Genomic DNA, 25,708 nt, shown 5'->3' with positions numbered 1-25,708 from the left:
CTTTCTTCAGCGCCTGCAGATCTTGTTTTTCAAACCGCTCTTTATACACATGCAAACATGCCTGCCTGATCTTGGCTGGGGTAGATTGAGCCAATAACAACGAGAGTTCGTTGTCTGCACGCCTCTTATAATAAGTTCGTTTCAGCAGTTTGGTATAATCGGCAAAATCCAGGGGCATAAGTAAAGTTGCTTCAGACTAAATATACAATTATTGGAATTATTGGAATTGTTTCCCTGTAAAAATACTTCAAGCCGGAATTTCAGGATACGGAAAACCGGAATCTTCGGAATGATAGGAATCTTCGGAATAACATGCTACCCAGGCTGTTAGCCGATGGTATGTTTACATTGTGATCGATCGGTAACAAAATAAAAAAACTGATTGATCTGCTGAGTGTGAAGGTAGCGGCAAAGTTAGCCAGCAAGGGAAGTTGTTAACCCACCCCGCTACCGACACTCTTTCTTCCCGCCAAAATGTAAGGAGCGCTACTTACAAAAACTGCCGCACCAGGCCCGCGAACCTGGCAGGCCAAACTATTTCCTTAACAATTAAAATCACGAAAAATGATAGAGATCATTATATGGTTGGCAGGACTCTTATGCCCTAACCCGACCCACACATTGCAAAATCACGGCAACTGTAACCTGATACATGTTGGCGGCACAGTAACCACCAACGGGGATACCGGAGGAGAGCTAGGTGGCACTCCAAAACCACCTGTTCCACCACCCCCACCCCCTCCTCCAGGAGGTGGCGGGAATTAATTCCTCCAAAGAAAGGCAGAGTAATCTCTGCCTTTCTTTTTATATTTAAGGAAAATCAAATTTCATGAAATCATCCTGCCCATTCTTGTTTATTATAATCCTCTCAATCTTTATGAGCTCTAGCTGCTTTTCACAAAGAAAGGCGGATAAGTACACAGATTACGACCGCGGTTATAACTATTGGTATTATGATAATTTTGATTCTGCCTTCTATTATTTCAACCGCTATGTTAATAATGCCGACGATACATTAAAAAAAGGCTCAGCATACAAATTTATGGGTGAGATACAATGGCAATTTGGAGATCTATATGGTGCTGAAGAAAACCTTGTAAATGCACTTAGAACATTAGATACAAATAATGAAAATCATCGTGTCGAATTGGGCTATACCTACACGTTATTAGGTAATGTTAAGTATAATTCCATCGAATATGACAAAGCAATTGAGTATTATGACAAGGCAATACCATACTTCAAAGGAAAGGATTACATAATGGAAATTATGAACGGAAAAGCCACTTCGTTCCAGAAAAAGAAAGTTTATAATACGGCTATTTCCATTTATGATTCAATACTTTCCCTTAAGCCTGCAGATGCGGGCCTCTTGGCAAGAACAATTGATAACAAGGCTAAAACTAAATGGTTGCGGGATACTGGCTATTATGCGCTGCCGGAGTTTTGGCAGGCTCTGAAAATTCGACGTGATGATAAAAATATTTTAGGATTAAATGCCAGCTACGCTCACCTTTCTGAATATTATACAAAATCAAATCGCGATTCCGCTTTATGGTATGCTGAAAAACTCTACTCTCAGGCAACCACCACCAAAAGCTTTGACGACCTCCTGGATGCGGTTGATAAGCTTGTAAGTTTCAATAACTCTTCCGAAGCTAAAGATCATTGGCACAAACGTTATAAAAAACTCAATGACAGTTTTCAGTTATCAAGAGATACATCAAAAATTCGATTTGCTTTAAGAAGATACGATCTTGAAAAAAGCACAGCTGAGAACAAAGAGTTAAAAAGATCCGTTTCCAATCAATGGGTTTGGATATATTCATTAATAATCGGTGCAGTGATCGTGATTGCAGGAATTATGTTCTGGAACGATAAACGCAAAAAGAGGATCAAACAAGACTCTGAGAATGCCATCCGCAACTCCAAACTAAAAACCTCCCAAAAAGTGCACGACGTAGTCGCCAACGGCCTTTACGGCATCATGAACGAGCTCGAGCATAAAACTACCATCGACAAAGAACCCCTCATCAACAAGATCGAAGACCTGTATGAAAAGTCGCGCAACATCTCTCATGAAGATACATCCTCTCACAACAACGATAAATCCTATGATGCGCAGATCCATGAACTGCTCAACGCTTTTTCCAATGACGATACCAGTATATTCATCGTAGGTAACCAACCGGAATTCTGGAGCAATATCTCCCCGGTTCAAAAGCAGGAGCTGCAGCTGGTGCTCAAAGAATTGATGGTAAACATGAAAAAACACAGCGGTGCAAAAAATGTGGTGGTACAGTTTAAAAAGCAGGATGGCACCGCCTATATTCATTATAAAGATGATGGAGTTGGTTTTCCTGCTACCGAAACCGGTTGGGGAAAAGGGTTGAAAAATACGGTTAGCCGTATTAATTCCCTGAACGGGAAAGTTACTTTTGGAAAAAATGACAAAGGCGGCGCATCCGTTGCCATCGATTTTCCTACCCAATCTTAAAAAATCATGATTGAAAAAGTTATTATCGCCGAAGACCACGAAAGCTCCAACCTATCCGTACAAAAAGTGATGGAAGACCTCCGCATCCTGCAAAGCGATTATTTTTATTATTGCGATGACGCACTCAACAGGATCAAAGTAGCCAAAAATGCCGACAAGCCGTATGAAGTGCTCATCACCGACCTCTACTTCGATGACGACGGAACATCTCAAACAATCAAAGATGGTTTTGAACTGATAAAGGCCGCCAGGGAAGTGCAGCCGGATATCAGGGTCATCGTATTTTCTTCGGAAAACAAACCGGCGAAAATAAAATCACTGTATGATGAAATGCACATCGATGGCTTTGTACGCAAAGCCCGCCATGATGTGAAAGAACTTAAACTTGCTTTTGAAGCGATCACCAAAGGCGACCGTTATTACTCCCGTGAAACTTCCCTGCTCCTGAAGCAAACCAAAGCCTACGAATTTACCGACTTTGATATCAGCATCATCCGGCTACTCGCCGAAGGGCATCGCCAGAAAGAAATTTCAGACCAACTCGAATGCAGTGCCAGCACTATTGAAAAAACACTGAAGAAGCTTCGGGATGAATTTGGTTTTTTGAAGAATGAGCAGCTGGTGCTGAAGTTGAAGGATGCAGGGTTGTTGTAGGATGCCTATTGTTAATAATTAAGTTTTTGCATGTTTTAAGAATTCTGAACTGTTTACGGTTTCCCGTAAGAATTCGGTTGAACTGGTTGTTAGTTTTGAATGAAAGCAAATACAATTCAAAACTTCAAAACTATGGATCTAAATTTCTTAAATGCAAACGGCAGGCCGAAAGAGGACACCGATGCTACAGCTTCAAATGAAATACCGACAGTTGATGGTGAATCGTCTAAAACTGCCTCTGCGGAAGGATCCAGATATGAAGGGCAATATACCTATAAAAAATACGGGTTTTTTCAGTCCAAAAATCATGGAGCAAATCCCATCTCACTTGAAATAGAACTAAATAAAATTTTCGAAACTTTTAAAGATAAATTAAGAAGAGATGAGGTTGAACAGGAAAGATTAAAAGTACCATTTCGAAAAAAAATCGATTCCTTAAAAATAGACATCGAAAGTTTCAAAATTAAAATTGATCAGATTAAGAATGACACCATTCCAACATTCACCAACAGAATTAAAGATCTTAAGGCTGAAATAGGTAGCATTCGGAGGGACCCTTCATTATATCAAAAGGAAAAACCAAATAAAATTTCTTTTGGATTCGGCATTCTCATAGGAATTCTTCTTACCGTCTATTTATGGATATTTTATACATCAGCTTCATATTCCGCATTTTTCAGAGAATTTAAACCAGATGATATAAATGTCGCAAATTCCATTTTTGATGCTACAGCCCTCACAAAGGCTTTTTACGCAGGTATTCCAGCTTTTGTATTAGTTGTTTCCATGCCATTTATTTTTCTGGCTCTCGGATATTTGATACATAAGTTCAACGAGCAAAAGACAAGATGGAAATATCTTTCACTTGCATGTCTTATAATTATCACCTTCGGTCTGGATTATATAATTGCTTACGAAATAGTAAAAAAAGTATATGACCTGGAAACAATTATGATTATAGATAATAATCGTCTGCCATATAGTTTTAGCCAGGCTGTCCACGACATAAATTTCTGGTTGATAATTTTTGCCGGATTCGTGACCTATTTAATCTGGGGTCTTCTTTTTGATAAATTAATGGCAGAATATGAAAAATTTGATGTCGTAAAGGTTCAAATTAAAATCCGTGAGGGTGAAATAAAAGAAATTGAAAAAGAATTGAAAGTGCATCAGGGTAAAGTTGATGAGCTTAATTCTAAAATGTCTGAAGCTGAAAAGGAAATTAAAGCGACCGAAAAAGATCTGGAAGCTACTTTTTTCAGAGCGAAAGACTTTGAACACATTGTCTATCAATTTTCGAGCGGTTGGTTCCAATATGTTGAAGGAGGCTTACTTACCACAGAAGAAAAAAAGAATCTGTTGCGCAGCGAACTAAGTAATGTTACTAAAAACTTCGTTCAAGTTAATAATAACCAAATCCAAAGTGTTTAATATGAAACTATTTATATTATTAACTTATAGCTTTCTGGCCTTTCTCACAAGTTGCAATCATGTTGATAAAATAAGGGACTCTGATGGGATGTCAGCAATACCTGATACCTCTCTTCAAATTTCAACATTAGAAGATGAAAGCAACCAATTGGCGAGCGAAAAAAAGAAGCAATTAAACATCAATATTTTACTTGATTTATCAGACAGAATTGATCTAAAAGTAAATCCGAAACAACCCGCTCAAAAGCAAAGAGACATTTCCGCCATTATGGTTTTATGCCAGGCATTTAAAAATAATGTGGCTGCCTTTAATGTCTTTAAAACTCAAGCTAAAATAAAAGTATTCTTTTATCCGGAGCCTAACGATGCTGAGATTGCCAGGATAGCAAAGGACCTGAATGTTTCGTGCCAGGCAGGCAACTCTGGCGAGGCGGCAAAAAAAAACAAAGTCCTTTATCAAAATCTGGACGTCGGGTTCTCAAGCGGTCTAAATAAAATTTATGACCTGGCAACTAAAAATGGTAAATACCCCGGTTCAAATATCTTTCGCTTTATGAAAGATGAAGTAAATAATTGTATGGAAGATACTTCTGTATTCCGAAATATCCTGGTTATTTTAACCGATGGTTATGTTTATGATGAGAATGAAAAATACAATAAAGGAAACCGGTATTCCTATATTGAGAAGTCATTTGAACACTTTAAAAGATTCCGAAACCGAAACTTATTGGAAAACGAATTTGATCAAAAAAACTATGGTCTGATTAAAGTGAATGATAACCTTAAAAACATTGAGATATTGGTACTGGAATTATCCCCTCCATTAGAAAGTCCGGTTGATGTAGATATCCTGAAAAAATACTGGACGAAATGGTTAAATGAAATGGGCGTTGGGAAATTTGCTTTATGGCCAACCGGACAGCCCGTTTATACTGAAAAACATATTGCAGACTTTTTGTCCTATTAAAAGAATAAAGAATTTTTTAGAATAAAAATTTATTGATTCTAATGAAGAAATTCCTTTTCATGATTGTCCTGGGTTTTTTCGGTTGTTCAAATAATAGCACCGTTTACCTCTGCAATGGCCCTCAATCCAAAGTCTACCACCGCACCAACCATTGCCAGGGCTTGAAAAGATGCACTACTGATATTGAAGCCGTAGATATTTCGACAGTAGCGGAAAAGCACAGAAGAGCATGCCGGTATTGTTATTAAAATTAATTAGATTACTAGATTGTAACAGTTTCAGAGGAAAAAGTAGGTTTTCGGAAAGCTTGCTTTTATGAAATGAAATTGGTAGTATTGCTGTACCGTAGCCTTATGTCCTTCACTGAGAATTATTTCATTTTCAACAAAGACAAATTTAGTATTTGAGAGGCAGCATTTCAGTTTTTGGATATTTATATGATTGAACTGACCATCAGGTTGATACAAAATATGAATAGGGTTTGCGACCTTTGTCATCGTAAATATCTAAGTCGTCTGCAATCCTCTAATAACTTAAAAATATAAAAATGGACAGACATCAAAATTATTATGAAGTTAGATGGAAAAACTTCAAAGGCTTCAAAGATTCGAAATGGATTAAAATAAAACCATTGACAATTCTCTTAGGCTCAAATAATACAGGAAAAACGAGTTTCTTAGCTCCATTTTTATTAATGAATCAAACCCTTGCATCAAGAGATTCAAATTCAGCATTAATTACAAAAGGTGGTGTATATGACGGTGGAAACATTCAAGAACTTGTAAACGATTATAATTTAGGAAAGAATATAAGTTTTGGTTTTAAATATCATATACATGAGACGGATGAAAAAATTGAGAAAGTAGGGAATTATCCTCCTGGTGGAATTGAAGTAACATTAGGTGTCTATGGAAAAAAAGAAGACGGTGAAATTCGAGTTAAAAAAGAATCAATTTACGATACTTATTTTCAAGAGTTTTTCAGTTTTACATTGAAGGAGAAAAAGAAATACGAATTTTCGGGTCCACTTGCAAGTAGTAAAATGAATGCTGAAGAAATTGATGCGATTGCAAATTGTAGCCCTCTAAATTTTGTTTTCAGTCCTGATTCTATTCTTTCCAATTTCTTTAGGAAGAAGTCAAAAGAAACACCCGATGAAACACCTGTAAAAAGAAAAAAAAGATTTACAGTTGAATTTGAGGAAGTAATTGATGCTCTTTCGTACAATTATTCCAGAGTGATGCGCTATATCGGCGAATTAAGTTATATAGGTCCGGTTAGAGAACATCCTCATAGAATTTACGAAATCAGTAACGAAAGCTTAAACACAGTTGGGCCAAAAGGGGAAAACATGGCTAATTTGATGAAACGTTATTTCGGAAATAAAGGACGTCATCCGAAAGTTGATGAGTGGATTAAAAGATTTGAATTCGGCGATTGGTTAGAATTGAAGCATCTATATGGTAATACATATTCGATTCGGTTTCGTAATGACGGGAGTGACATATATACAAGTATCGCAAATGCAGGTTTTGGTGCTTCTCAATTATTACCATTAATTATACAAGCTTTAGTCTCACCTAAAGGAAGTCTGACAATTGCGGAGCAACCAGAAATTCATTTAAATCCACGATTACAATGTGAGCTTGCTGACTTATTTGCTTTTATGGTAAATCAAAAACAACGGGCTATAATTGAAACACATAGTGAATATTTGTTATTAAGACTAAGAAAATTAATTGCCCAAAAAGTTATTTCTAATAACGATGTTGCCTTGTACTTTGTAGAAAAGAAAAATGGTCAATCTGCCATAAAAGAAATTCCTATAGAAAGCGATGGGCATATCGATTTTAAAGATTGGCCTTCAGATTTTTTTGAAGATACTTTAAGAGAGTCCATATCATTAGCAAACCAACAAGCTAAACTAAAAAATTAAGCCAGTATGCCATTAATAGACATTGTTGTTGACACTAATGTCTTGATGCATGCTAGTGATAGGAAGGAAGCAATGCACCAAGACTCAATTAATTTATTAAACTATTTAAGCAACTCAACAGAATTGCTTTGTGTTGATAAAGGGTTTACGTGGGATGATTCAAACAAAAGTCTTATTGGTGCAGAGTACCGAAAGCACATTAAGAACGGAATGCTTGCATATTCTCTTCTGGTCAAACTTTTTTCATCAAGGAGAACGAAAGAACTTACTTTGTCAACAGTTCCAGCATTAATTACAAGACGAGTGAATCAATGTATATCGCATAAAAAACCGAGAGACAAAACATTTTTAAAGGTTGCATATTTATCAGATTCAAAAACTCTGGTAACACATGACCAAGAAGATTTCAATTATAAAAAGCGAAAACATCTATTAGAAACCTTCGGTGTTAAAACTATCGATGCAGATGAAATATAAAAATAAAAAATAAAGTCAACATTTTTTTATAGAAGCCGCCTAGACCTTGTAACATCAGCCAATTTAATAATCCTATCTCACTCAATCAGGCCAATTGTTATCAGACTATGAGAGGTTAATTGGTAAAAATAATTCGTGCTTAGCATGGGGTTGCCTAAAATTCCTTCCAAACATTAGTACTTCTGAGAAATATCAGCACCAGCGTATTTTCAATTTTCCGCCCTAATAAACTGAAGAAACTTATATCCCAGTTCAGTTACTACCATGAGGTCAAATGGGGTGACGTTTAAATTACCCAAACCTTCATCATGGAATAATCCTCGGGAAAATAAGATTTGTTTGTAGTACAAGAATTGATTTTGCGTTAGTCCGTAATAATCGGCTTTTCGATATTGAGTGAGTCCGTAGTTCTGTCTTTCAAGAGCGGCTATAATCCTATTGGTTTCCATATCAATTCCATAAATATTTTTTTGAAAAACTTTGTCCGATTCAAGTTGATCAATTTTGCGTCTTCGTTCATAATATGCTTTATCAAACTTTTGATGACAAGTAAGAATAAAAATTGCTTTCTCATCAAGTGCGTTGACCAAATCCAGAAATAAGTCAGGGTTTTCAATATTTGGGTCAGCAGTTGATATATAGTTAATAACAATATCTCTGAATCAGTGCTGGACTTAGCCCGCTTTGCCGAACTATCCATCACCGCCGACCGCAAGCAATTAAATAAAGTGTTGAAACCAGGAACGATACAATTAATGGAACAACCTGTACTGCCCTCTTCCAGCGAGGGAGAAAGTGGCCTGGGATATCGGTTCATGAATTACGACGGGTTTCGAACGATGGGGCATACCGGAGAAAATATCGGATGGAGTGCTGCCCTCTTTTTGCACTTACCCACAAACAGTGGTTTGGTAGTGCTTTGCAATGGCTCAAATGGCGACCGTGTGTGGTATCCTGTTTATGAGCGTTGGGTGAATGCTGTAAAAGCACAACAGGCGATGGCGAATTCATCCACTCCTTAAATTTCCGCCCCCTGCAACCGCTTCAAAATAACCTCCCTCAACCGCCCCTCATTCTCATCCGCCCAATTTCCCAATGTAGCAATCACAGGGATCAGCGTTTTGCCAAACTTCGTTAAACTATACAGCGAAGCCTATTCCAATTGTTTTACCGACACCGCCATAGTGTTCGACTAAGGAAAAACGCACACCGGAAAAACAGCCATAAAAAACTGGATAGACGAAGCCAACAAAAAATACCGGGCGTTAATGAAACCCCTCGCCTGGTCAGAAATTGAACATACCTTAAAAACTGACGTATCAGGTACGTTTCCCGGAAGCCCGTTGGTAATGACTAATCATTATGAATTTAAAGATGGGTTGATCCAATATTTGAAGATCGTGTAAAACCAATATGACTGCCGATAGCAGGTGTCGGCAAAGGGCTGAAGTATAATGCTTCGGCTTTTTGCTTTGATGATGAGCATTCCTTTTCGAATTTATTTCAATTGTAGCTTTTTTGAAACGAAATAGCCGCATTGCTGTAACATTTAACCTTACATCTCGTAAATACTTTGAGTAGTACGTGATTTTACACCAACACTTGTCATAAAATTCAAAAAATAGTACATGAAAAATATAATTGCCATCTTTCTTTTTCTTTTCTCAACAAATGTATTTTCTCAAGAGCAAAATATCCAGTTTGCTACGGAAGCAAAAAGAGGTAAACCGAAATTAGGATCAGTGTATGTCGATGAAATTGATTCTTTAATGACAAAAGCTTATGAAAGAAGTTTATTCAATGGAAATGTGCTGATAGCTAAGAATAATAGAATTATTTATCAAAGATCATTTGGGTTTACAGATGAAACGAGACAAACTGCTTTAAACAAAAGATCAATATTCAACATTGGCTCCATAGCAAAGGAATTTAATGCTGTTGCCATCATGATCTTAGTTGAACGTGGCCGCCTTCATCTTGATGATACGATATCCAGGTTTAATTTAGGATTACCCAAATGGTCGGAAAAAGTTACCATAAGGCAGCTTATTAATTATGCGAGTGGTATTCCGCGAATCGACCCGTCAACACCCAAAAATGACGAGGAGGCCTGGAAGATCTTGAGAAACACTGATACCTTACTTTTTGAACCAGGCACCGGTTACAGGTATGATAATAGTAATGTCTTTTTGCAAAGACGAATAATTGAAAAGGTAACTGGTGAATCATACCAGGAATTTGTCACTAAAAATATAACGAAGCCTTTGAAAATGACAAATTCAGTATTTGATCCAAAATTTGGCACTAAAAATCGTACGTCGTGTTATGATCTTGACAATACCCGCTGCCCGGAAATGCAGTTTATTAGTGGATGGCTTTGGGTAGACATAAATGATCTATATAAATGGATTGAAGCGATGAATTCTAATCGATTAATTTCCAAAGAATCTTTTCAAACTATTTTAAAAAATCCATATGCAATTGACGAAGGCGGATCACTTGGCAGATATTTTGAAAAAGATGAACTCCAGAGGCATAATGGAGTATCGTATAAATTTGAATCCATTTTTTTGAACGATTTTAAAAATGATATTACGATAATTCTATTATCCAATAATCTGAATAGGGTTTGGGATCTGGGATATGCCATTCACAACTTAATGTCGGGAAAAAATTATGAAATTCCGAAAAAATCCATTTACCAGGAACTAAGAAAAGAAGCGCTCAACAACGTAAATAAAGCTATTGAGAGCTATTATTTACTCAAAGAAAATTATGAAAAAGAATACAGCTTCGGCAACCCAAACGAGCTGAATAAATTGGGATATGAATTATTAAGACTTGGAAAAATCAATGAATCAATAACAATATTCAAATTGGCTACAAAAGAGTTTCCTAAAGATGCAAATCTATTCGATAGTTTAGGAGAGGCCTATTTTACAGCTAAACAATATGACTTAGCATTAGATAGTTATAAAACAGCAATAGATCTTGGTGGAAGCAAGGGTAATGCAGAAGCGATGATAGATAAAATCGGGAAAATAATAGGTAAATAATAATTTTTTATTTTCCTGCCCTCGCGATGCGGATTACTTCTATACCAGCCTTCGACAAAATCAGGCTGACAGAGTAACTCTATGTGGTGTTTCCACTTTAAATAACAAATTTCTCTTAGAGCTATCCGTCAGCCGCGGCCTAAATGCCCCTTATCGCTTTTTATCAAACTCATCCTATTGCCTTGGTTCGTGGCACACGAACCATTCTGATTTCAGTTCATGTGCCACGAACCAAGGCGTGAGGTTTTACGCTACCCTCCTTTTCTCCAGGCCTGCGGGGTAAAGCATTCATCCTGCCCGTTTAACCACCACCTCCTCCTTTTCTTTAGGTCCATATTAATCACTTCTGTCCTTCCTGACCGGGGCCTCAAACCAACCTGCAAAACAGTCTTTTTTCCGCCCCAAAAAATATTTTCAAATTATTTTCCCTCCTAACCCCCTCACCCTCAACACCAATGGGGGTTGGCCAACCGGTTGGTCAACTGGTCTGGCATTCCGCGATTTTGTTCCTTTGTTCTCAGAAAGGAAATAACGGTTCGCAACAACTCATCGAACACATCAAAAGGATTAAAATAAAAAGCGAAAAAACTGTGACAGGCGGGGGAACCCATGATGAACCACTCACAATTTGTGAGTGATTGAAAAAGGCTTTTGAAGTTGCCACAAATTGTGAGTGGTTTGAAAATGGAAATAGAAACTGTCACACAAAAAAGCAGCAAATGAATAGCATAGCAGCCAGCAGAAAATTTATGGAGGATTACGACCTCAGCCATTCCGAGCTTGCTACCCTGCTCAATATAAGCCGCAGCATGGCTTCGATGGTAGTGAGTGGCAGACGGAGCCTGCCGATAGATGCCGAGATAAGGATCTTCGAACTGATCCACCTGACCAAGGGGAATGGTGCACCAACTGCACGAAAAATGGTACCGGTACAGAACAAGTCTGACGAGGAAATGCAAAAACTGAAAAAACGATTGCACCGGCAGTATGTAGATACCACCTTGAAGCTGATCAAAATGGATGAAACGATCCGGAATTATGAAGAAACCTACCGGCATGCCAGCAGCATACTGATGAATATTGAAGCACTATCGCCGGTACTGGCTCCCGGAAGTGCAGAAGCCTACCTGCTGGAAGCGAAACGAAAAGACAAACTGAACAAAATGAACCGGAGCAACGAGGCAGTACGTCTTGAGCTCCGGATAAAAAAAGAGTTGCTTTTGGCCGAAGCAAAAGTGATATCACAATACCTGGCAACCAACACATGACGATGCGAAGGTTGCCAAACCGGAAACGACGGTTTCCACGGCAGGTGGGGCGACGGCCCTGCACGCCAGACGGAATTTTATTTTTTAATTTTTAAATCTACAACCATGTTATATCAAGTAGAACTGCTAACCACAATAGCAGACTGTGACCAAAAACTGGCGGAAACCGCCAAGGAAAAACAAGATCTGGAAGTAAAAAAGATCCAGACGGAAAGAAAATACGAAACGGCAGGAGAAAACACGCCAAAGATAGAAACCGACATCATCGGCACCGAAGCCGAGATAAACGCTATCGCCCCGGCGATTGCCTCCCTGCCCGAAGGTGACCTTAAAAAGTCGTATGAAAACAAGCTGCGTACGCTGCAGAGCAAATTGTACACGCTCAACCTGCGCCTTGCCAACTATAGCACCATGGCATTGCTCGAGCAGGCCTTCCAGATCAACTGCCTCGAAAGGAGCATAGTGGAGGCAGATGCGTTGATAGCTGCTGTAACGGCACGGAAAGCGCAATTGTAGCTGTCTGCCGGCCGTCGTACTGGTATTTCGGCCAACTACGATTCAAAGGTCAACAAATGCCATCTTCTTATGCAGCACCAGGGTAATACCTGTAACAAAAGTGCTGTGAAGGGGTAAACATTTAGTAAATAGAAAGCTCCCGTTTGTTCGATCGTTGTATCGGGCGGCGGGGGCTTTTTATTTGGGGCTGGTGTGGATGGTACTGTTTGAAAAATGTTTCAGTATATAGTTCAGTTTAGTAAAATAACGCCCTAAAAATTGATGCGATCAGAATGTGGGATGGAAATGGCGATGCCCGTGTAGGGGGCCATGGGAGGGTAATGAAAGGGTCGTGAGGAAGAGGGGGATTATTATATGATGAAATAGTTTTGTTATTTGGAAATGCACTTATTCAAAAACAAAAAGTTATTTCGAAATATCTATCCAAAAATGTCTAACCTGAATTGTATCTCCAAATATTCTGGAAGATGAAGATAAATACTCGGAAATATTACCTTTTAGAGTACTGCGGATCAGGTTGTCGTGATTCATCCATTTTAACCTTGTATCACTTGGGCTTTTAACTTGTTCTTTTATCCATTCATTTACTTTTGCAAGCCAGTGCGTTGGAGAATCTGTTTGAACATAGCCTATAATTCCCGCATTTATCACATCTTTGCCGTGCCTCCCATTTTTAAACCGTTCAATACCACCGGAATTTTTCACACATTTGCCGCCTATATACTGCCCGCAAACATATTCCTTTTCTCTTATTGCCGGTAAAGAAGAATTCAATCGCTTTGCTTCAAACTTAATAAGTGAGGGCGAATCTTCATTATCATTTTCCTGCGCATAAGCGTAAGTGCCAAAGACAGCAAAGTCTGTAGAGGTGTTTTCTTTTTCGTTTTCTATATTCTGGTGATGAAAATAGAATGGATATTCTGATGGCTTTTTAAAACTTAATGTTTTACATAAACGATTAGTTATAGCATTTTCATTTTCATCATTCTTAGCGCTAAAGCCAGATAAAATGAAGGAGATATAGCCGTAAATAGTGTTGACTATAGCATTGTCGGGGGCACTGCTAAGCGTTCCAAAGATGTTATTCGTTTTTTCTCCCATTACTTGCCTTGTTTATATAAGTCAACAAATGTTTCGTCCGCATCTCTAACAGCAATGGAAGGAAGCCAGTATCTTTTTTGATTAGGTTTATATAAAAAAATGATATTCTTGTGGTAAACCTTTATAATTCGTTTAACCCAAAGGTTGTATCCTTGTTTTGTATTAATTAAGCCTCCTAATTGAGCCTCAACACCTTCAATCGAAGCCGGAATATCTAGTTCGGAAATATCACCTAGTACGAATGGATAGGCAATAAATTCATTGCTAATTATTGGCGCAAGTGGTTTGAAGTCTTTATACACGGAGTTGAGCACTCTGCAATATAGTTTTCCAAACGTTTCAAGATCCGTTGCATTTATAGGTTTAAAAACGACACTTTTTTCGCCAACTTTTCGAAAATCTGAATAGTAATTAAGGATATCGGCAAGTAGTTTTTTCTCAATTTCGTCAAAATTAGTTTGAGGATACGGTAAGTTTAGAATATCTCCTTTTAGTGGCACCCCCTCTCTGGATGTTAGCACTTGTCCGCTAAGCAGCCACATTAGCGGTACACAGGTATCACTTTTTAAGCATTTTTCCAGTTTCAGTAACAGTTCTAAGTCTTTTTTAGGTCCATGAATGCCCAGTACTTTGTCTTTAAAAGTTAGGTATTCTTTACTTAAAACAATTGGAATTTTTTTACCTGTTACGCTTTCCTTTATCAAAAGATGAGGTGGCTGAAAGATTTCTTTATTCTTCTTGGCTGATCTATAAAAATATTCTTTGTCACATTTCTTTATGGATCCAATACCACTTTCCGTGAACTTTTCAGTTTCAATGTAATTATGACCTGTAATCCAAGGAGCTTTATGTTTTTTTTGTAAGAAAGCCAACTCATTATTTTCTTTGACTGATCGAACCTCTTTTTTTAGCAAGTTTTGTATTCGAGCTATCGGTTTTGCTTCTAATGATTCAATCCACCCTTCCCCCACTTTCCATCCATTATTTTCAACCATGTCGTCTAAATATAGCCCTAAGGTTTTTTCTTCAGAAACCTTACTCATTAGTTGATGCAATCGCCCACCACCCATAAAATTTGCCTGCCAAACGTTAGCTTTGGCAATAGCCGTCTTATGCGTTACATTATGAATATCGTAGTGATCAATTTCAAAATCAATCTTTTCACCCGAGGCCTTTGTTCTTCTAAAAATGTAATGATGAATAACTCTATTTTCCGGCTTGGCTTTTTCAGCGAATACTGAAACTACTGCTGGCTTAGCGCTTGAACTACTACCAATAAAGAGCTTTGCCCTTAATGGGGTAAAGTCATATAACCCTTTAAAATAGTAAGTTTCAAAAAGGTGCTTTCTAAAGTTGTGTGCATTTGTATTATATAAAACAGGGCCTGATGGTAGCACCAGGCAACATTTACCACCTGTACTTAATAATTTGAATGATTGTTCTAAGAATAACAAAGCAATTTGATTATCTGGTATATCTGGACGCAGAAGGTTGCTTTCTTTTTCTTTTCTGTTTACAATATCCGCCCATTCTGTAAACACCGAATTAAAAGGTGGATTTCCGATAACAAGATCAAAGTCAATACTTAGCTTGTTTTCATCCAAAGTTTTGAAGAAATCACCTTGAAAAAGATTGGTGCCAACCAAATTGTCAAAATGTACATTTCGCCAAATCTCCTTTGGCGACAATGCATCTAATAATGCAAGGCCAAGGCTAAAATAGGATAAAGTAACCGCTTCATCTTCTAAATCGCATCCATAAATATTATTTTGTAGTAATTGCTTTAATGCTTCAATATTTTCTTTCTTAGGCTTTTGCCAGTTGTTTTTAACTCTCCACCATTGAATCATTCTTTTGAAAGCTCCGACGAGAAAGATCCCGGAACCACAAGCAGGATCTATAACTTTAAAGTTTTCCTTGGCTTTTTTTAAGGGCATACATTGGTCAATAAGAAACTGAACCAAGTAAGGGGGTGTATATACTACACCCTTCTTTTTTTGTCCATTTTCATCCGCCAAAAAATCTTCGTAGATATGGCTTATTAGTTCTATCGGAAGATAATTAAACTGATATAGGCGCCACAAACTCATTTGACCAATACCTTGGTTGACTTTTGAAAAAATAGATACATCTCCTTTTACGAAGTGTTGGAATAAAGTAAGGTCGATTTTTTTCAGTGTAACACACTCTTCTTTACTCAAAGAAAAAATTTGTCCGTTAAAATGTTCTTTACTTGAAAGTTCATTTAATACTTTAATAAAAATATCAGCATTAGTAAGAACCCCCTCAAGAGAAGGATTTTTAGGGCTAAACGCTTTGTAAAAATCATTAGGATTCAATGCGCCATTACCATCTTCATCTTTACGCTCTTCCAGATACTTAATTAGTATAAGCATCATTAAGACTCTCTTTACAAGTGCAGCTTTATCTTTACCCACACAAGAGATGATATTTTCCTTGACTTTTTTTAGTTGAGTTAATAACTGTTCGTAAGCTCCATCTTCATACTTAAAATCTTTAGCAGGAATTGAATCCCAAAATAAGCCGGAATCAAATTGACGAACATTGTATTCTGTTAATTTATTATTTACCTCGCTGAGCAGACCAATTACATCGTGGGGTAGTGTCGTAAACTCTTCGCCATCATCACCCCACTTTGGCTTTTTTGCGCAATTATAAACCAGTATTTCCCTAATATTGAAAATGAAGCAAAATGGAACTATTCCTGCATTCCAAAGTTTGTGATGAATGTCTGCACTGGTAATATTATCTGCTATAAAGTCGGAATTATCGTAAATATAAATTTGAGGTCGCGGTGGACGATCGTCATTGTAAAACCTAAAATAAACGGCTTTGGCCCCAAAGGCATTTGCCGATTCTAAAGCAAGGTATAAATCAGGATCTTTTTCTTTAATTCTATCAGTAACAAACCGAATACCAGAGGATGATTTATCACTCATCCCCAACTTTTCCAATGCCCCCTTAAAAATTATATCTTTAGTTTCCGCCATTCTATTTATTTAATCCATAAAACATTATTATTTCATATTTCATAAAATAATGGATTGAAAATTTAATCGCTAATATTTTTAGCACAAAGTAATGAAATAAAAGAGAATTGGTAGATATGAATTTCTTGTTTTTTGCACGATTAAAAAAGTATATTTAACTCTCCTACTGGCCCCTCCCTTGGGTATAAGCGCAAGATATGTAAATCATAGGACCGCCTGATAAGCAATAGTAGAACATACACAGCGCTCGCCTTCTAAAAAATTATTTCTTTTCGATAAGTTTCTCAAGTTTATCTATCATCTCCCTTTGCTGCTGTAACATTCGCTCATACAATTCAACCATCTTATCAATGGGATTGAATGTACAATGAAAGTTCGCTTGTGCGCCTTCGGTAAAATTATTAGCAACGGCACTATCGTGAAAAGTGCTTGCAATAATATTCACCGCCTGCTCCTCATCAAAATTCTGAAACGCCTCCACCGGTATCTTCAGCACGGCAGATATTTCCTGCAGCAGCCTGGCATCGATGCTTTCCTTCTGCTCCAGCAGCGATATCCTTTTCTGGGTCCAATCATCACCCAGCTCCAGTGCAAGGGCTTCCTGCTTGATGCCGAGCATTTCTCTGAAGCGTTTTACATTGCGGCCTTCGTGTATGGTGCGATGAGTATTGGTACCGGACATGGGGAAGTTTTAAGTTAACCCGAAAGTTACTAAAAATTATTTCTCAAAGTACGTGTAAAATACCCGTTGGCAGAAAACGGTTTCCCGTAAAGTTTAATGTTCTCAACTCATTACTTTCAGGAATCAATAAACTCAATAAAATGAAAATAGAAGTTCACACGGTAGTGACTACCACGCCTGAAAAGCTTTGGCTTAAGATAAAAAAACTTATACACGAAGAGAAAATAAAAACCTGGTTAGTAGTTAAAGAAGCTGAGGGCGAATTTCTAACTCATACTCCGGCTGGCGGACAATGGTACAAGAAAGCTTTATTAGAGCCCTCTGTTTCAACTTCTCCGGCACGTTTGGTTTTTACAGTTAATTGGTATAACACATCTGTTCCCAATGAGTATACAAAAGGCTTATACATAGGCAGGTTTACCGAAGAACTGTTGGAACATTTTAGAACGGATTTTAGTAAACTTGAAACCTTTGCGTGATAGCCATAAGTCAACTAACCAGCGATTTTAGAAACTTGTATAATATTTTATAAATAGGTGCATTTGATTAACAATGAGTTAGCCCGAAGGTTTCTAAAAAGTTATAAAAGTTTCTAAAAAGTTGTACATTTGTATCAAATATTTGGATTGGGGTGTCCCCGGTCGGTAAAAGGTCAAGAGTCAAATCTTGACTTTTTGCTTTTAAGGGTATATCCTCACTCCTTCAACCTCACCACCCGCTTTGAAAATCTTACTTTCAAACACCTCAAATGCAGGGTTTGCCCTGTTTGGCTCTATAATATATCTCGCAATAGGATAAGCTACCAGGTCTGCCAGTTGTAAGCCGTTAATATTCTCTTTCTTGTTCCTGAATGTAAAAGACAGATTGAACGGTTTTATCTGTTCAGCTGAAAGAATCCCTGTACCTGCGCCCTGAATTTTTTGAAAATGATCGTCCAATTGTTTGTCCTCTTTTTTGCCTCTTCGTTCTATAATAATTGCCAATTCAGATTGAGGGTTGATCTTTTGTAAAGCAACGATTGCCTGTTCAATAACAAACGATAAAGCAATTTCATAAATATCATCTTGCAGTTTCCCGAATTTTTGTACAAATTTTTCTTTTTGGATAGCTGATGCTATGATATTGTAATTTGAAGTAGCAACGATTGTATTTATTTCTTCGTAGAAAATTTTCTTTAACTCAAGGTTAAATAATTTTTGAAACTCCTTTTCGCATTTCCGGATATCCCTTGAATGAATAATAACTTCTTTATTGTCCCAAATGGAATGCTTTAGATTATTAATATTTTGCCGGATAATTTCATATTCATCTTCTTTTATGAGTACACCGCAAAGCAAAAAAACCGGAAAATCCGGGTCAAATTTTGCAAGGCCGTGATCGCCACTTTCGTCAAGGAATAAAAAATATTTCATTTGCTTTTTACTTCGCTATCTGGGAGTGGAATTGTATTTGGTGAATTCTGATTACCTATATCCTGCAAAGGTTTAAGTATAGCGATCATTCCTTTTGAAAGTGCTTCATATTGGTTTGCTTCAGCTTCTCCCGCACGGACTTTATGATTAATACTGAAATTCATTTTTTGAACGGCTTCGCCTTTTGTATTTGCTCCGGCGGAAAAGAGTTTAATATCAAGCTTTCCTTCGGTCGATTCTGTTGTAGTTACTGTTATTTCAAATTGTATGTTATGTTCCAATTCCCATCCTTACGGCATAGACTGGTTTAACTCTTCAATAGCTTGTTTCACGAATGAGCCAATAGTATTTGACATTTTATAATATTTAATTTTAAAAAGCTATTGGGCTAGCTTAGAGATAATGCCTCTTAATTTCGTCCTTCGTGTATGGTACGGGAGGTGTTGGTATCGGGAGACATACGGAAATTTTTAAGTTTAATGGACGGGGAAGGTACAAAAAATTATTGCGCAAAATACGGGAGAAATGCCCGTTATAGAAAACGGTTTTCCGTAAGGTAAATCAGGTGAAGCTTCCAAAAAACCAGCGTACATACCTCACCGCAGTACCTTTATATAAAAGGACTGATTGGGGGCAGAAGGTCTGGGAGCGGGTACTTCCTTTTTGCTTTTAAGGAAGCTGCTACTTCAGCTTTTTCATTGCTTTATTTTCCACCAGCGATCTCATTTGAGTAATGGCCACCTGATTGAGCTGGGTCAACCTTTCTTGTTGCGACAATCCATGTTTTATAAGTAATGCATTAATGCTTTCTATATTGCTTAATACTACCAGCTGCTCCAAAGTTGCATAGTCCCTTATATTTCCGGTTTTTCCGGGATTAACGTCCCGCCATTCTTTTGCTGTAATTCCAAAAAGGGCAACGTTTAGCAGATCAGCTTCGTTGGCATATACATAACCTGCCTGCTGCTTCGTAATTGCCTGTGGTACCAGGTTTTCTTTAATGGCATCAGTGTGTATCTGATAATTGATTTTTGAAATTGTCCTTTGCAGGTTCCACTCCAACTGCAGCCGGTTGCTTTCATCATTTTTCAGTCGTTGAAACTCTTTTATGAGATAAATCTTAAACTGGGGGCTTATCCACATTCCAAATTCAAAGGCAATGTCGGGATGGGCGTAAGTGCCGCCATATCGTCCTGCCGTAGCTTTCAGCCCGATTGCGTTAGTTTTTTCAACCCACTCCTTTACACTTAATTTGTAATTGTTCAACCCTGCCTGACTTTTAATTATGGCAAATTCGCCATAATTAAAAGCGGGGTTATAAACCGTTTCCCATATCCCAAGATATTCAACAGTGTTTCTGTTTCGCAGCCAATCGGAAATAAAAACTCTCCGTCTTTGGCTTTAAGCATATCAGTAAGTGATATATACTCTTTTCATTGTCAAAAAGTATAGTTATCTCCTTGCCATCAACCTGTATTTTCTTATTTTTTGCCATATAGTCTCATTTACTTTGCTCAATAAACTTCTCCATTTCTTTAATCATTTCCTGTTTTTTTCACAAACAGGAAATTACAAAAATTATCCATCAATATAAATGTAAGTTACCATGTGCTGCCGGTTAAATACAGGTTTACTTTGTTGGATACAAAACCACCTTGCCGTCAATTTATGTTGGGTTATAAACCCCTATTTAACCCCCACGCATTAACCATATAACCCCTTACGGTTTGCCGTAAGAAAACAAAATATCTACGTATTAGTTTTGAATGCAAATTATTCCCCTCATCCAAAACTATAAAAAATGGAACCCTCACAAACATCGAAAAAGAAAATGTCGACCGGAAAAAAGATCCTTATTGGAGTGGTTGTTTTATTTGTACTCGGACTTATCGGTTCGCAATTAGACAAAGACAAAAACAGCAACACCAATAACACATCTTCTGCAGGCAATTCATCTTCAGAAACTGCTACAGCCACTACTCCCGCTATCGGCATTGGACAGCCTTTAAAAACAGAATATTTTGAAGTAACTATTTCCAAAGCCGATCTCACAAAAAAAGTTAATACAGGAAACGAATACTCGGATGTAGCAGCAGAACCGGGAAATCAATTTTTAATCATGACTGCTACTTTCAAAAACATCGACAACGAAAGCCGGATGTTAATGGACGGTTCTGTCTTTATAAATTATAATGGAAAAGACTACGAGTTTGACAAATCGGAAGTAGTAGCGGCAGAAGGATTTGGATTGTTCTTAGACCAGATCAATCCGCTCACATCAAAAACTACCAAACTTGTTTACAAATTACCGGCAGAAATTAAGGGGCCTGCCTATTACAAGCCAGGCAGGGCAAGCGATGATGAAAAAATATTTTTGGGCGACCTTAAATAGAACTTTCAATTTAACCGATTTTAACCCGCACCCTATCCCCAAAAGGTTTTCCTTCCGAAAACCTTTTATCTTTTTAATATTACAGCATGGAAACAATCATCTACCTCATTATCGGCCTGGCAGCAGGCGCACTCCTCGGCTGGCTGCTCGGCAAATCAACCGGCCGCAGCGAACATGAAAAGAAAACAGCGCTGCTGCAACAGCAATACGCAGAGCTCGATAAAGAATTCAGCAGCTACCGGGCCACGCACACCCAGCAGCTGAGCAACGCAGAGCAACAACTACAGGCAAAGGCAAATGAGTTGACCACCCTGCAACAGTCGCTCAAAGAAAACCAGCTTCAGCTATCCGAAACCAGCACATTACTGGCCGGTGCAAAAGCCGAACTACGTGCCGCCAACCAAATGGCCCAGGATAAAAATAAAGACGCCGATATCCTCAGAGAAGAACTGCAAACATTAAAACAAGACCTCTCCACCTCTCATCGGCAACTGGCCACCCAAACCGCCAACAACGAAGCACTTCAGCAGAGGCTGAACACGCAGAAAGAAGAAATGGAAGCGCTCAATAAAAAATTCAACACCGAATTTGAAAACATTGCCAACCGCATCCTCGATACCAAAACCGAAAAATTTACCGAACTCAACAAAGCCAACCTCCACCTCATACTGGAACCACTGGGTAAAAACATTGCCGAGTTTAAAACCAAAGTGGAAGAAACCTACGATAAAGAATCAAAAGAGCGGTTCTCCCTCGGCGAACGCGTAAAAGAACTGGCCGAGCTCAACAAAAAGATCAGCGAAGAAGCGCACAACCTTACCCGTGCCTTAAAGTCGGAATCGAAAACCCAGGGCGGCTGGGGCGAAATGATCCTCGAAAATATACTTGAGCGCTCGGGCCTTGCCAGGGGCCGTGAATACTTTATGGAAGAGCAGCTGCTCGATGAGCAGGGCAACCCGCTGCGCTCCCACTCCGAAGATAAAAAGATGCGCCCCGATGCCATCATCAAATACCCCGACAACCGACACGTGATCATCGACTCCAAAGTATCGCTCAACGCTTTTGCCCGCTGCGTGGATGCTCCCGACGAAGCTACCCGCCTGAGCGAACTGGCCGAGCACGTGGGCTCCATCAAAAGGCATATCTGCACGCTCAGCGCCAAAGGCTACGACGACTACAACAAAAGCCTCGATTTTGTGATGCTGTTTGTGCCCAGCGAGCCGGCCTACATTGCCGCCCTGCAGGCAGACCCGGACCTGTGGAACTATGCCTACGACAAACGCATCCTGCTCTTGAGCCCCACCAACCTCATCACTTCGCTGAAGCTGATAGCCGACCTCTGGAAACGCGAATATCAAAACCTCAACGCCAACGAGATTGCAGAACGTGGCGCTAAACTGTACGATAAGTTTGTAGGCTTTGTAGCCAACCTGGAAGATGTAGGCGCCCATTTGGATAAAGCCCAAAGCAAATACGGCGATGCTTACAAGCAGCTGACCAGCGGAAATGATAACCTGGTGTTGCAGGCTACCAAGCTGAAGGACCTGGGCCTGAAAACGAAGAAGCACCTGCCGGAGGAATTGATCAACGGATCGGGCCAATGATCGATCGCACAACGCGGCCAGATCGCGCAACGCCACGCCGCGGCGTTCGAAGCGGAAAGTTCGGTGGACCGGTCAGTTCTTAATATTGTTATTTATTCGCTGTGGTTGATACACTACGCTCCTCCATCACAACGCCACGCCGCGGCGTTCGAAGCGGAAAGTTCGGTGGACCGGTCAGTTCTTAATATTGTTATTTATTCGCCGCGGTTGATGCACTACGCTCCTCCATCACAACGCCCCGGCGTGGCGTCCCCGCCAGCCGGTGAGCATTAAAAAAGCCGCCGAAATTTAAAAACAGAGGATCGTGGCAGGCGGGGACGCCACGCCACGGCGTTCGAAGTATTTTAGTTGAGTTAGATGATGACGTATGTTTTAGTAAGACACCGGCGCCCATAGATTATCGCGGCAGGCGGGGACGCCACGCCACGGCGTTCGAAGTATTTTAGTTGAGTTAGATGATGACGTATGTTTTAGTAAGACACCGGCGCCCATAGATTATCGCGGCAGGCGGGGACGCCACGCCGCGGCTTTCGAAGCGGGAAGTTCGGTGGACCGGTCAGTTCTTAATATTGTTATTTATTCGCCGTGGTTGATGCACTACGCTCCTCCATCACAACGCCCCGGCGTGGCGTCCCGCCAGCCGGTCCGCATTAAAAAAGCCACCCAGATTAAAAAAAGATCATCGGGGTACCCAACGATTACTGCAATGACAGACCCTGCTAAAAAATGCCCATATGAAATTTTTACCCATTTTACTTTTCGCCCTGCAGGCTGCCTGCCTTACTAACCCTCCGCCCACTTCCGGCGAGGTGTATTTATGTATGGGATCGTGGTCGTACAAATATCATCTTTATAAAGATTGCCAGGGCTTCAACAAGTGTACCACCCGTGTGTATTCCGTCACTTTAAAAGAAGCCATCAAGGGTAACAAAAGAACACTCTGCAGCTGGTGCAAAAAAAGAAGCAATAAATAATATATCTCAATCCTATATATCATGTACCGCAAATACAAACGCCAGATCTATCTATTACTCGACCCCGCCGATGGCGGCACCACCGCCGACAAAGCCATCAATAGTTTTATCGTAGGGCTTATTTTACTCAACACCATCGCCGTTATCCTCGAAACGGTACAAAGCATTTACACGCCGTACCGGCAGGTGTTTTATATCATCGAATTATTTTCTGTCGGCTTTTTTTCTATTGAATATCTCTTACGCATATGGTGCTGCACTTGTATAGAAAAATATAAACATCCGGTAAAAGGCCGGTTAAAATACATGCTGTCACCGGGCGCCATCATCGACCTGCTGGCTATCCTGCCCTTTTATCTTCCATTAATGGGCCCGGGCGATCTGCGGTTTGTAAGAAGCCTGCGGCTGCTTCGTTTTTTCAGGTTCTTTAAGCTGGGCCGTTACCTCAATGCTTCGCGGGTGATCAGCAATGTGTTTAAATCAAAAAAAGAAGAGCTGGTACTGAGTTTTGTGATCACGCTGTTCCTTATAGTGATTGCCTCCTGCGTGATGTATTACGCCGAGCACGATGCACAACCCGAAAAATTTTCGAGCATCCCCGAAACGATGTGGTGGAGCGTGGCCACCCTCACTACCGTGGGTTACGGCGACGAATACCCGATCACCGGGTTAGGCAAATTTTTAACCGCGTGCATCTCTATACTGGGCATCGGCATGTTTGCGTTGCCGGCGGGCATATTGGCCTCCGGCTTCTCCGATGAGTTTAAAAAACTGCGAAAAGAAAAGAACTGCTGTCCGCATTGCGGGAAGGAAATTTAACAGGAAGGATCGTTGCTGTGGCGCATGTATACGTAAAGAAAATTGCCAAAGGCAAATATCCCGCTTTATACATTTGCTATTTAAATCAATAACCTTTAGGTTTGACAAACCCTTCGCTCACATGCACCGGCGGCGGGCACTCAATAGCAGGTATGGAAACAACGGGCATAGCCATAGTAGACGATCAGCAGTTATTCCGCGAGGGGCTGGCAGCCCTCATTGGTACTGTGCCGGGTTTTCGATTGTTGCAGAATGCCGAAACCGGCCGGCAGCTCCTGGAGCAACTGGCAGCAGGCCCTGCATTGCCCGACATACTGCTGATGGATATGAAACTGCCCGATACCAACGGCATGGAATTGAATGCGCTTCTTCAAAAAACATATCCGGCCATCAGGGTCATCGTGGTATCGATGTATGAGCAGGAACGGCTGGTATACCGTATGATAGAAGCCGGAGCCTGCGGCTACCTGGCCAAGAACTGCGACAAACAGGAACTGATCGCCGCCATCAACACCACTATGCGATCGGGCTTTTATTTTAATTTCAATACCATGCAGGCCATGCGCAAAGCGGCCACCTATAAAAATCAAACCCTTCGTACCGTTAATAATATCCCCTTTGAGCTAACGGAAAGAGAAGAAGAGGTATTACAACTCATTTGCAAAGAATTTACCAATGCAGAAATTGCGGCGCAATTGTTTATCAGCGTACGCACGGTAGATGGCCACCGCAATAATTTATTGATGAAAACGGGCTGCAAGAATACCGCCGGGCTGGTAGTATTTGCCATACGGTATGGGTTATTTGAAGTGGATATATGATGTTTTTTCTCCCGCAGATGATCGCAGATAAATACACGCAGGGTTATCAGCGGATATGTGCGTGTTATCCATCTGCAATCATCTGCGGGA

General features: G+C 39.6%; 25 protein-coding genes. 17 read left to right on the top strand and 8 right to left on the bottom strand.

Annotated features, from left to right (window positions below; all coding sequences use genetic code 11):
• The first annotated feature begins 564 nt into the window (after positions 1-564).
• From EGI32_RS15200 to EGI32_RS15170, 7 genes are all read left to right on the top strand, one after another.
• The gene (locus EGI32_RS15200) at positions 565-765 is read left to right on the top strand and encodes a hypothetical protein (RefSeq protein ID WP_255156109.1); all 201 of its coding nucleotides are present in this window, start codon (positions 565-567) and stop codon (positions 763-765) included.
• A gap of 64 nt (positions 766-829) precedes the next feature.
• The gene (locus tag EGI32_RS15195) at positions 830-2,497 is read left to right on the top strand and encodes an ATP-binding protein (RefSeq protein ID WP_255156209.1); all 1,668 of its coding nucleotides are present in this window, start codon (positions 830-832) and stop codon (positions 2,495-2,497) included.
• Between the two features lie 6 nt (positions 2,498-2,503).
• Positions 2,504-3,151: a helix-turn-helix domain-containing protein gene (locus EGI32_RS15190; protein WP_255156208.1), complete on the top strand. Its 648-nt coding sequence runs from the start codon at positions 2,504-2,506 to the stop codon at positions 3,149-3,151.
• Positions 3,152-3,283: 132 nt separating this feature from the next.
• Positions 3,284-4,582 (top strand): hypothetical protein, encoded by a 1,299-nt coding sequence (locus EGI32_RS15185; protein ID WP_255156207.1) that lies wholly within the window; start codon positions 3,284-3,286, stop codon positions 4,580-4,582.
• A 1-nt stretch (position 4,583) separates the two neighbouring features.
• Positions 4,584-5,549, top strand: coding sequence for a hypothetical protein (locus EGI32_RS15180; RefSeq protein ID WP_255156206.1), 966 nt, complete (start codon positions 4,584-4,586; stop codon positions 5,547-5,549).
• 547 nt (positions 5,550-6,096) lie between these two features.
• Positions 6,097-7,485, top strand: a complete 1,389-nt coding sequence (locus EGI32_RS15175; protein ID WP_255156205.1) for a DUF3696 domain-containing protein — start codon at positions 6,097-6,099, stop codon at positions 7,483-7,485.
• A 6-nt stretch (positions 7,486-7,491) separates the two neighbouring features.
• The gene (locus EGI32_RS15170; RefSeq protein ID WP_255156204.1) at positions 7,492-7,962 is read left to right on the top strand and encodes a hypothetical protein; all 471 of its coding nucleotides are present in this window, start codon (positions 7,492-7,494) and stop codon (positions 7,960-7,962) included.
• A 209-nt stretch (positions 7,963-8,171) separates the two neighbouring features.
• Here EGI32_RS15170 and EGI32_RS15165 read toward each other — a convergent pair whose 3' ends face one another.
• Entirely contained in the window at positions 8,172-8,552 is a 381-nt protein-coding gene (locus tag EGI32_RS15165) for a hypothetical protein (protein ID WP_255156203.1), read from the bottom strand.
• 75 nt (positions 8,553-8,627) lie between these two features.
• Here EGI32_RS15165 and EGI32_RS15160 point away from each other — a divergent pair, with 75 nt between their 5' ends.
• Positions 8,628-8,984, top strand: a complete 357-nt coding sequence (locus tag EGI32_RS15160; RefSeq protein ID WP_255156202.1) for a serine hydrolase — start codon at positions 8,628-8,630, stop codon at positions 8,982-8,984.
• Here EGI32_RS15160 and EGI32_RS15155 read toward each other — a convergent pair.
• Positions 8,981-9,109, bottom strand: a complete 129-nt coding sequence (locus EGI32_RS15155; RefSeq protein ID WP_255156211.1) for a winged helix-turn-helix transcriptional regulator — start codon at positions 9,107-9,109, stop codon at positions 8,981-8,983. The genes EGI32_RS15160 and EGI32_RS15155 overlap by 4 nt on opposite strands.
• Positions 9,110-9,590: 481 nt before the next feature.
• Between EGI32_RS15155 and EGI32_RS15150 the strand changes: the two genes are divergently transcribed.
• The 3 genes from EGI32_RS15150 (at position 9,591) to EGI32_RS15140 (ending at position 12,802) form a co-directional block, all read left to right on the top strand.
• Entirely contained in the window at positions 9,591-11,018 is a 1,428-nt protein-coding gene (locus EGI32_RS15150) for a serine hydrolase (protein WP_255156201.1), read from the top strand.
• A 719-nt stretch (positions 11,019-11,737) separates the two neighbouring features.
• Positions 11,738-12,286 carry a hypothetical protein gene (locus tag EGI32_RS15145; protein WP_255156200.1) on the top strand — a complete coding sequence of 183 codons (549 nt, stop codon included), beginning with the start codon at positions 11,738-11,740 and terminating at the stop codon, positions 12,284-12,286.
• 105 nt (positions 12,287-12,391) lie between these two features.
• On the top strand, positions 12,392-12,802 hold the full coding sequence (locus EGI32_RS15140) for a hypothetical protein (protein WP_255156199.1): 411 nt from the start codon (positions 12,392-12,394) through the stop codon (positions 12,800-12,802).
• 405 nt (positions 12,803-13,207) lie between these two features.
• Here EGI32_RS15140 and EGI32_RS15135 read toward each other — a convergent pair whose 3' ends face one another.
• The 3 genes from EGI32_RS15135 to EGI32_RS15125 form a co-directional block, all read right to left on the bottom strand.
• Positions 13,208-13,903: a hypothetical protein gene (locus EGI32_RS15135; protein ID WP_255156198.1), complete on the bottom strand. Its 696-nt coding sequence runs from the start codon at positions 13,901-13,903 to the stop codon at positions 13,208-13,210.
• Positions 13,903-16,914 carry a class I SAM-dependent DNA methyltransferase gene (locus EGI32_RS15130; RefSeq protein WP_255156197.1) on the bottom strand — a complete coding sequence of 1,004 codons (3,012 nt, stop codon included), beginning with the start codon at positions 16,912-16,914 and terminating at the stop codon, positions 13,903-13,905. The genes EGI32_RS15135 and EGI32_RS15130 overlap by 1 nt, the downstream gene beginning before the upstream one ends.
• A 262-nt stretch (positions 16,915-17,176) precedes the next feature.
• Positions 17,177-17,596 (bottom strand): helix-turn-helix transcriptional regulator, encoded by a 420-nt coding sequence (locus EGI32_RS15125; RefSeq protein WP_255156196.1) that lies wholly within the window; start codon positions 17,594-17,596, stop codon positions 17,177-17,179.
• Between the two features lie 140 nt (positions 17,597-17,736).
• Between EGI32_RS15125 and EGI32_RS15120 the strand changes: the two genes are divergently transcribed.
• Entirely contained in the window at positions 17,737-18,075 is a 339-nt protein-coding gene (locus EGI32_RS15120; RefSeq protein WP_255156195.1) for a hypothetical protein, read from the top strand.
• Between the two features lie 201 nt (positions 18,076-18,276).
• Here EGI32_RS15120 and EGI32_RS15115 read toward each other — a convergent pair whose 3' ends face one another.
• The 3 genes from EGI32_RS15115 to EGI32_RS15105 all read right to left on the bottom strand — a co-directional run bounded on the left by EGI32_RS15115 (position 18,277) and on the right by EGI32_RS15105 (position 20,343).
• A complete protein-coding gene (locus EGI32_RS15115) occupies positions 18,277-19,008 on the bottom strand; it encodes a DUF3800 domain-containing protein (RefSeq protein WP_255156194.1) in 732 nt (243 codons plus the stop codon).
• A complete protein-coding gene (locus EGI32_RS15110) occupies positions 19,005-19,289 on the bottom strand; it encodes a hypothetical protein (RefSeq protein ID WP_255156193.1) in 285 nt (94 codons plus the stop codon). The genes EGI32_RS15115 and EGI32_RS15110 overlap by 4 nt, the downstream gene beginning before the upstream one ends.
• A 400-nt stretch (positions 19,290-19,689) precedes the next feature.
• Positions 19,690-20,343, bottom strand: coding sequence for a KilA-N domain-containing protein (locus tag EGI32_RS15105; protein WP_255156210.1), 654 nt, complete (start codon positions 20,341-20,343; stop codon positions 19,690-19,692).
• Positions 20,344-20,809: 466 nt separating this feature from the next.
• On the opposite strand from EGI32_RS15105, the gene EGI32_RS15100 reads away from it, so the two are divergent.
• The 5 genes from EGI32_RS15100 to EGI32_RS15080 all read left to right on the top strand — a co-directional run bounded on the left by EGI32_RS15100 (position 20,810) and on the right by EGI32_RS15080 (position 25,618).
• Positions 20,810-21,400 carry a DUF4352 domain-containing protein gene (locus EGI32_RS15100; RefSeq protein WP_255156192.1) on the top strand — a complete coding sequence of 197 codons (591 nt, stop codon included), beginning with the start codon at positions 20,810-20,812 and terminating at the stop codon, positions 21,398-21,400.
• 86 nt (positions 21,401-21,486) lie between these two features.
• Positions 21,487-23,004, top strand: a complete 1,518-nt coding sequence (rmuC, locus tag EGI32_RS15095; protein ID WP_255156191.1) for a DNA recombination protein RmuC — start codon at positions 21,487-21,489, stop codon at positions 23,002-23,004.
• A gap of 734 nt (positions 23,005-23,738) precedes the next feature.
• Positions 23,739-23,978 carry a hypothetical protein gene (locus EGI32_RS15090; protein WP_255156190.1) on the top strand — a complete coding sequence of 80 codons (240 nt, stop codon included), beginning with the start codon at positions 23,739-23,741 and terminating at the stop codon, positions 23,976-23,978.
• Positions 23,979-23,999: 21 nt separating this feature from the next.
• A complete protein-coding gene (locus EGI32_RS15085; protein ID WP_255156189.1) occupies positions 24,000-24,797 on the top strand; it encodes an ion transporter in 798 nt (265 codons plus the stop codon).
• Between the two features lie 101 nt (positions 24,798-24,898).
• Positions 24,899-25,618 carry a response regulator transcription factor gene (locus EGI32_RS15080; RefSeq protein WP_255156188.1) on the top strand — a complete coding sequence of 240 codons (720 nt, stop codon included), beginning with the start codon at positions 24,899-24,901 and terminating at the stop codon, positions 25,616-25,618.
• Positions 25,619-25,708: the final 90 nt, after the last annotated feature.

It is taken from the genome of Ferruginibacter sp. HRS2-29, assembly GCF_024343615.1.
Classification (GTDB): Bacteria; Bacteroidota; Bacteroidia; order Chitinophagales; family Chitinophagaceae; genus Ferruginibacter.
Note: the sequence above shows the minus strand (reverse complement) of the source record. Positions and strands in the feature narration are given on the sequence as shown.

Bases quoted from the DNA above. Each gene is read 5' to 3' on its own strand.
- EGI32_RS15175 (WP_255156205.1), top strand. From the start codon at position 6,097: ATGGACAGACATCAAAATTATTATGAAGTTAGATGGAAAAACTTCAAA.
- EGI32_RS15145 (WP_255156200.1), top strand. From the start codon at position 11,738: ATGAATAGCATAGCAGCCAGCAGAAAATTTATGGAGGATTACGACCTC.
- EGI32_RS15200 (WP_255156109.1), top strand. From the start codon at position 565: ATGATAGAGATCATTATATGGTTGGCAGGACTCTTATGCCCTAACCCG.
- EGI32_RS15140 (WP_255156199.1), top strand. From the start codon at position 12,392: ATGTTATATCAAGTAGAACTGCTAACCACAATAGCAGACTGTGACCAA.
- EGI32_RS15135 (WP_255156198.1), bottom strand. From the start codon at position 13,903: ATGGGAGAAAAAACGAATAACATCTTTGGAACGCTTAGCAGTGCCCCC.
- EGI32_RS15150 (WP_255156201.1), top strand. From the start codon at position 9,591: ATGAAAAATATAATTGCCATCTTTCTTTTTCTTTTCTCAACAAATGTA.
- EGI32_RS15115 (WP_255156194.1), bottom strand. From the start codon at position 19,008: ATGAAATATTTTTTATTCCTTGACGAAAGTGGCGATCACGGCCTTGCA.
- EGI32_RS15100 (WP_255156192.1), top strand. From the start codon at position 20,810: ATGGAACCCTCACAAACATCGAAAAAGAAAATGTCGACCGGAAAAAAG.
- EGI32_RS15120 (WP_255156195.1), top strand. From the start codon at position 17,737: ATGAAAATAGAAGTTCACACGGTAGTGACTACCACGCCTGAAAAGCTT.
- EGI32_RS15170 (WP_255156204.1), top strand. From the start codon at position 7,492: ATGCCATTAATAGACATTGTTGTTGACACTAATGTCTTGATGCATGCT.
- EGI32_RS15090 (WP_255156190.1), top strand. From the start codon at position 23,739: ATGAAATTTTTACCCATTTTACTTTTCGCCCTGCAGGCTGCCTGCCTT.
- EGI32_RS15190 (WP_255156208.1), top strand. From the start codon at position 2,504: ATGATTGAAAAAGTTATTATCGCCGAAGACCACGAAAGCTCCAACCTA.
- EGI32_RS15130 (WP_255156197.1), bottom strand. From the start codon at position 16,914: ATGGCGGAAACTAAAGATATAATTTTTAAGGGGGCATTGGAAAAGTTG.
- EGI32_RS15180 (WP_255156206.1), top strand. From the start codon at position 4,584: ATGAAACTATTTATATTATTAACTTATAGCTTTCTGGCCTTTCTCACA.
- EGI32_RS15085 (WP_255156189.1), top strand. From the start codon at position 24,000: ATGTACCGCAAATACAAACGCCAGATCTATCTATTACTCGACCCCGCC.
- rmuC (WP_255156191.1), top strand. From the start codon at position 21,487: ATGGAAACAATCATCTACCTCATTATCGGCCTGGCAGCAGGCGCACTC.
- EGI32_RS15125 (WP_255156196.1), bottom strand. From the start codon at position 17,596: ATGTCCGGTACCAATACTCATCGCACCATACACGAAGGCCGCAATGTA.
- EGI32_RS15185 (WP_255156207.1), top strand. From the start codon at position 3,284: ATGGATCTAAATTTCTTAAATGCAAACGGCAGGCCGAAAGAGGACACC.
- EGI32_RS15195 (WP_255156209.1), top strand. From the start codon at position 830: ATGAAATCATCCTGCCCATTCTTGTTTATTATAATCCTCTCAATCTTT.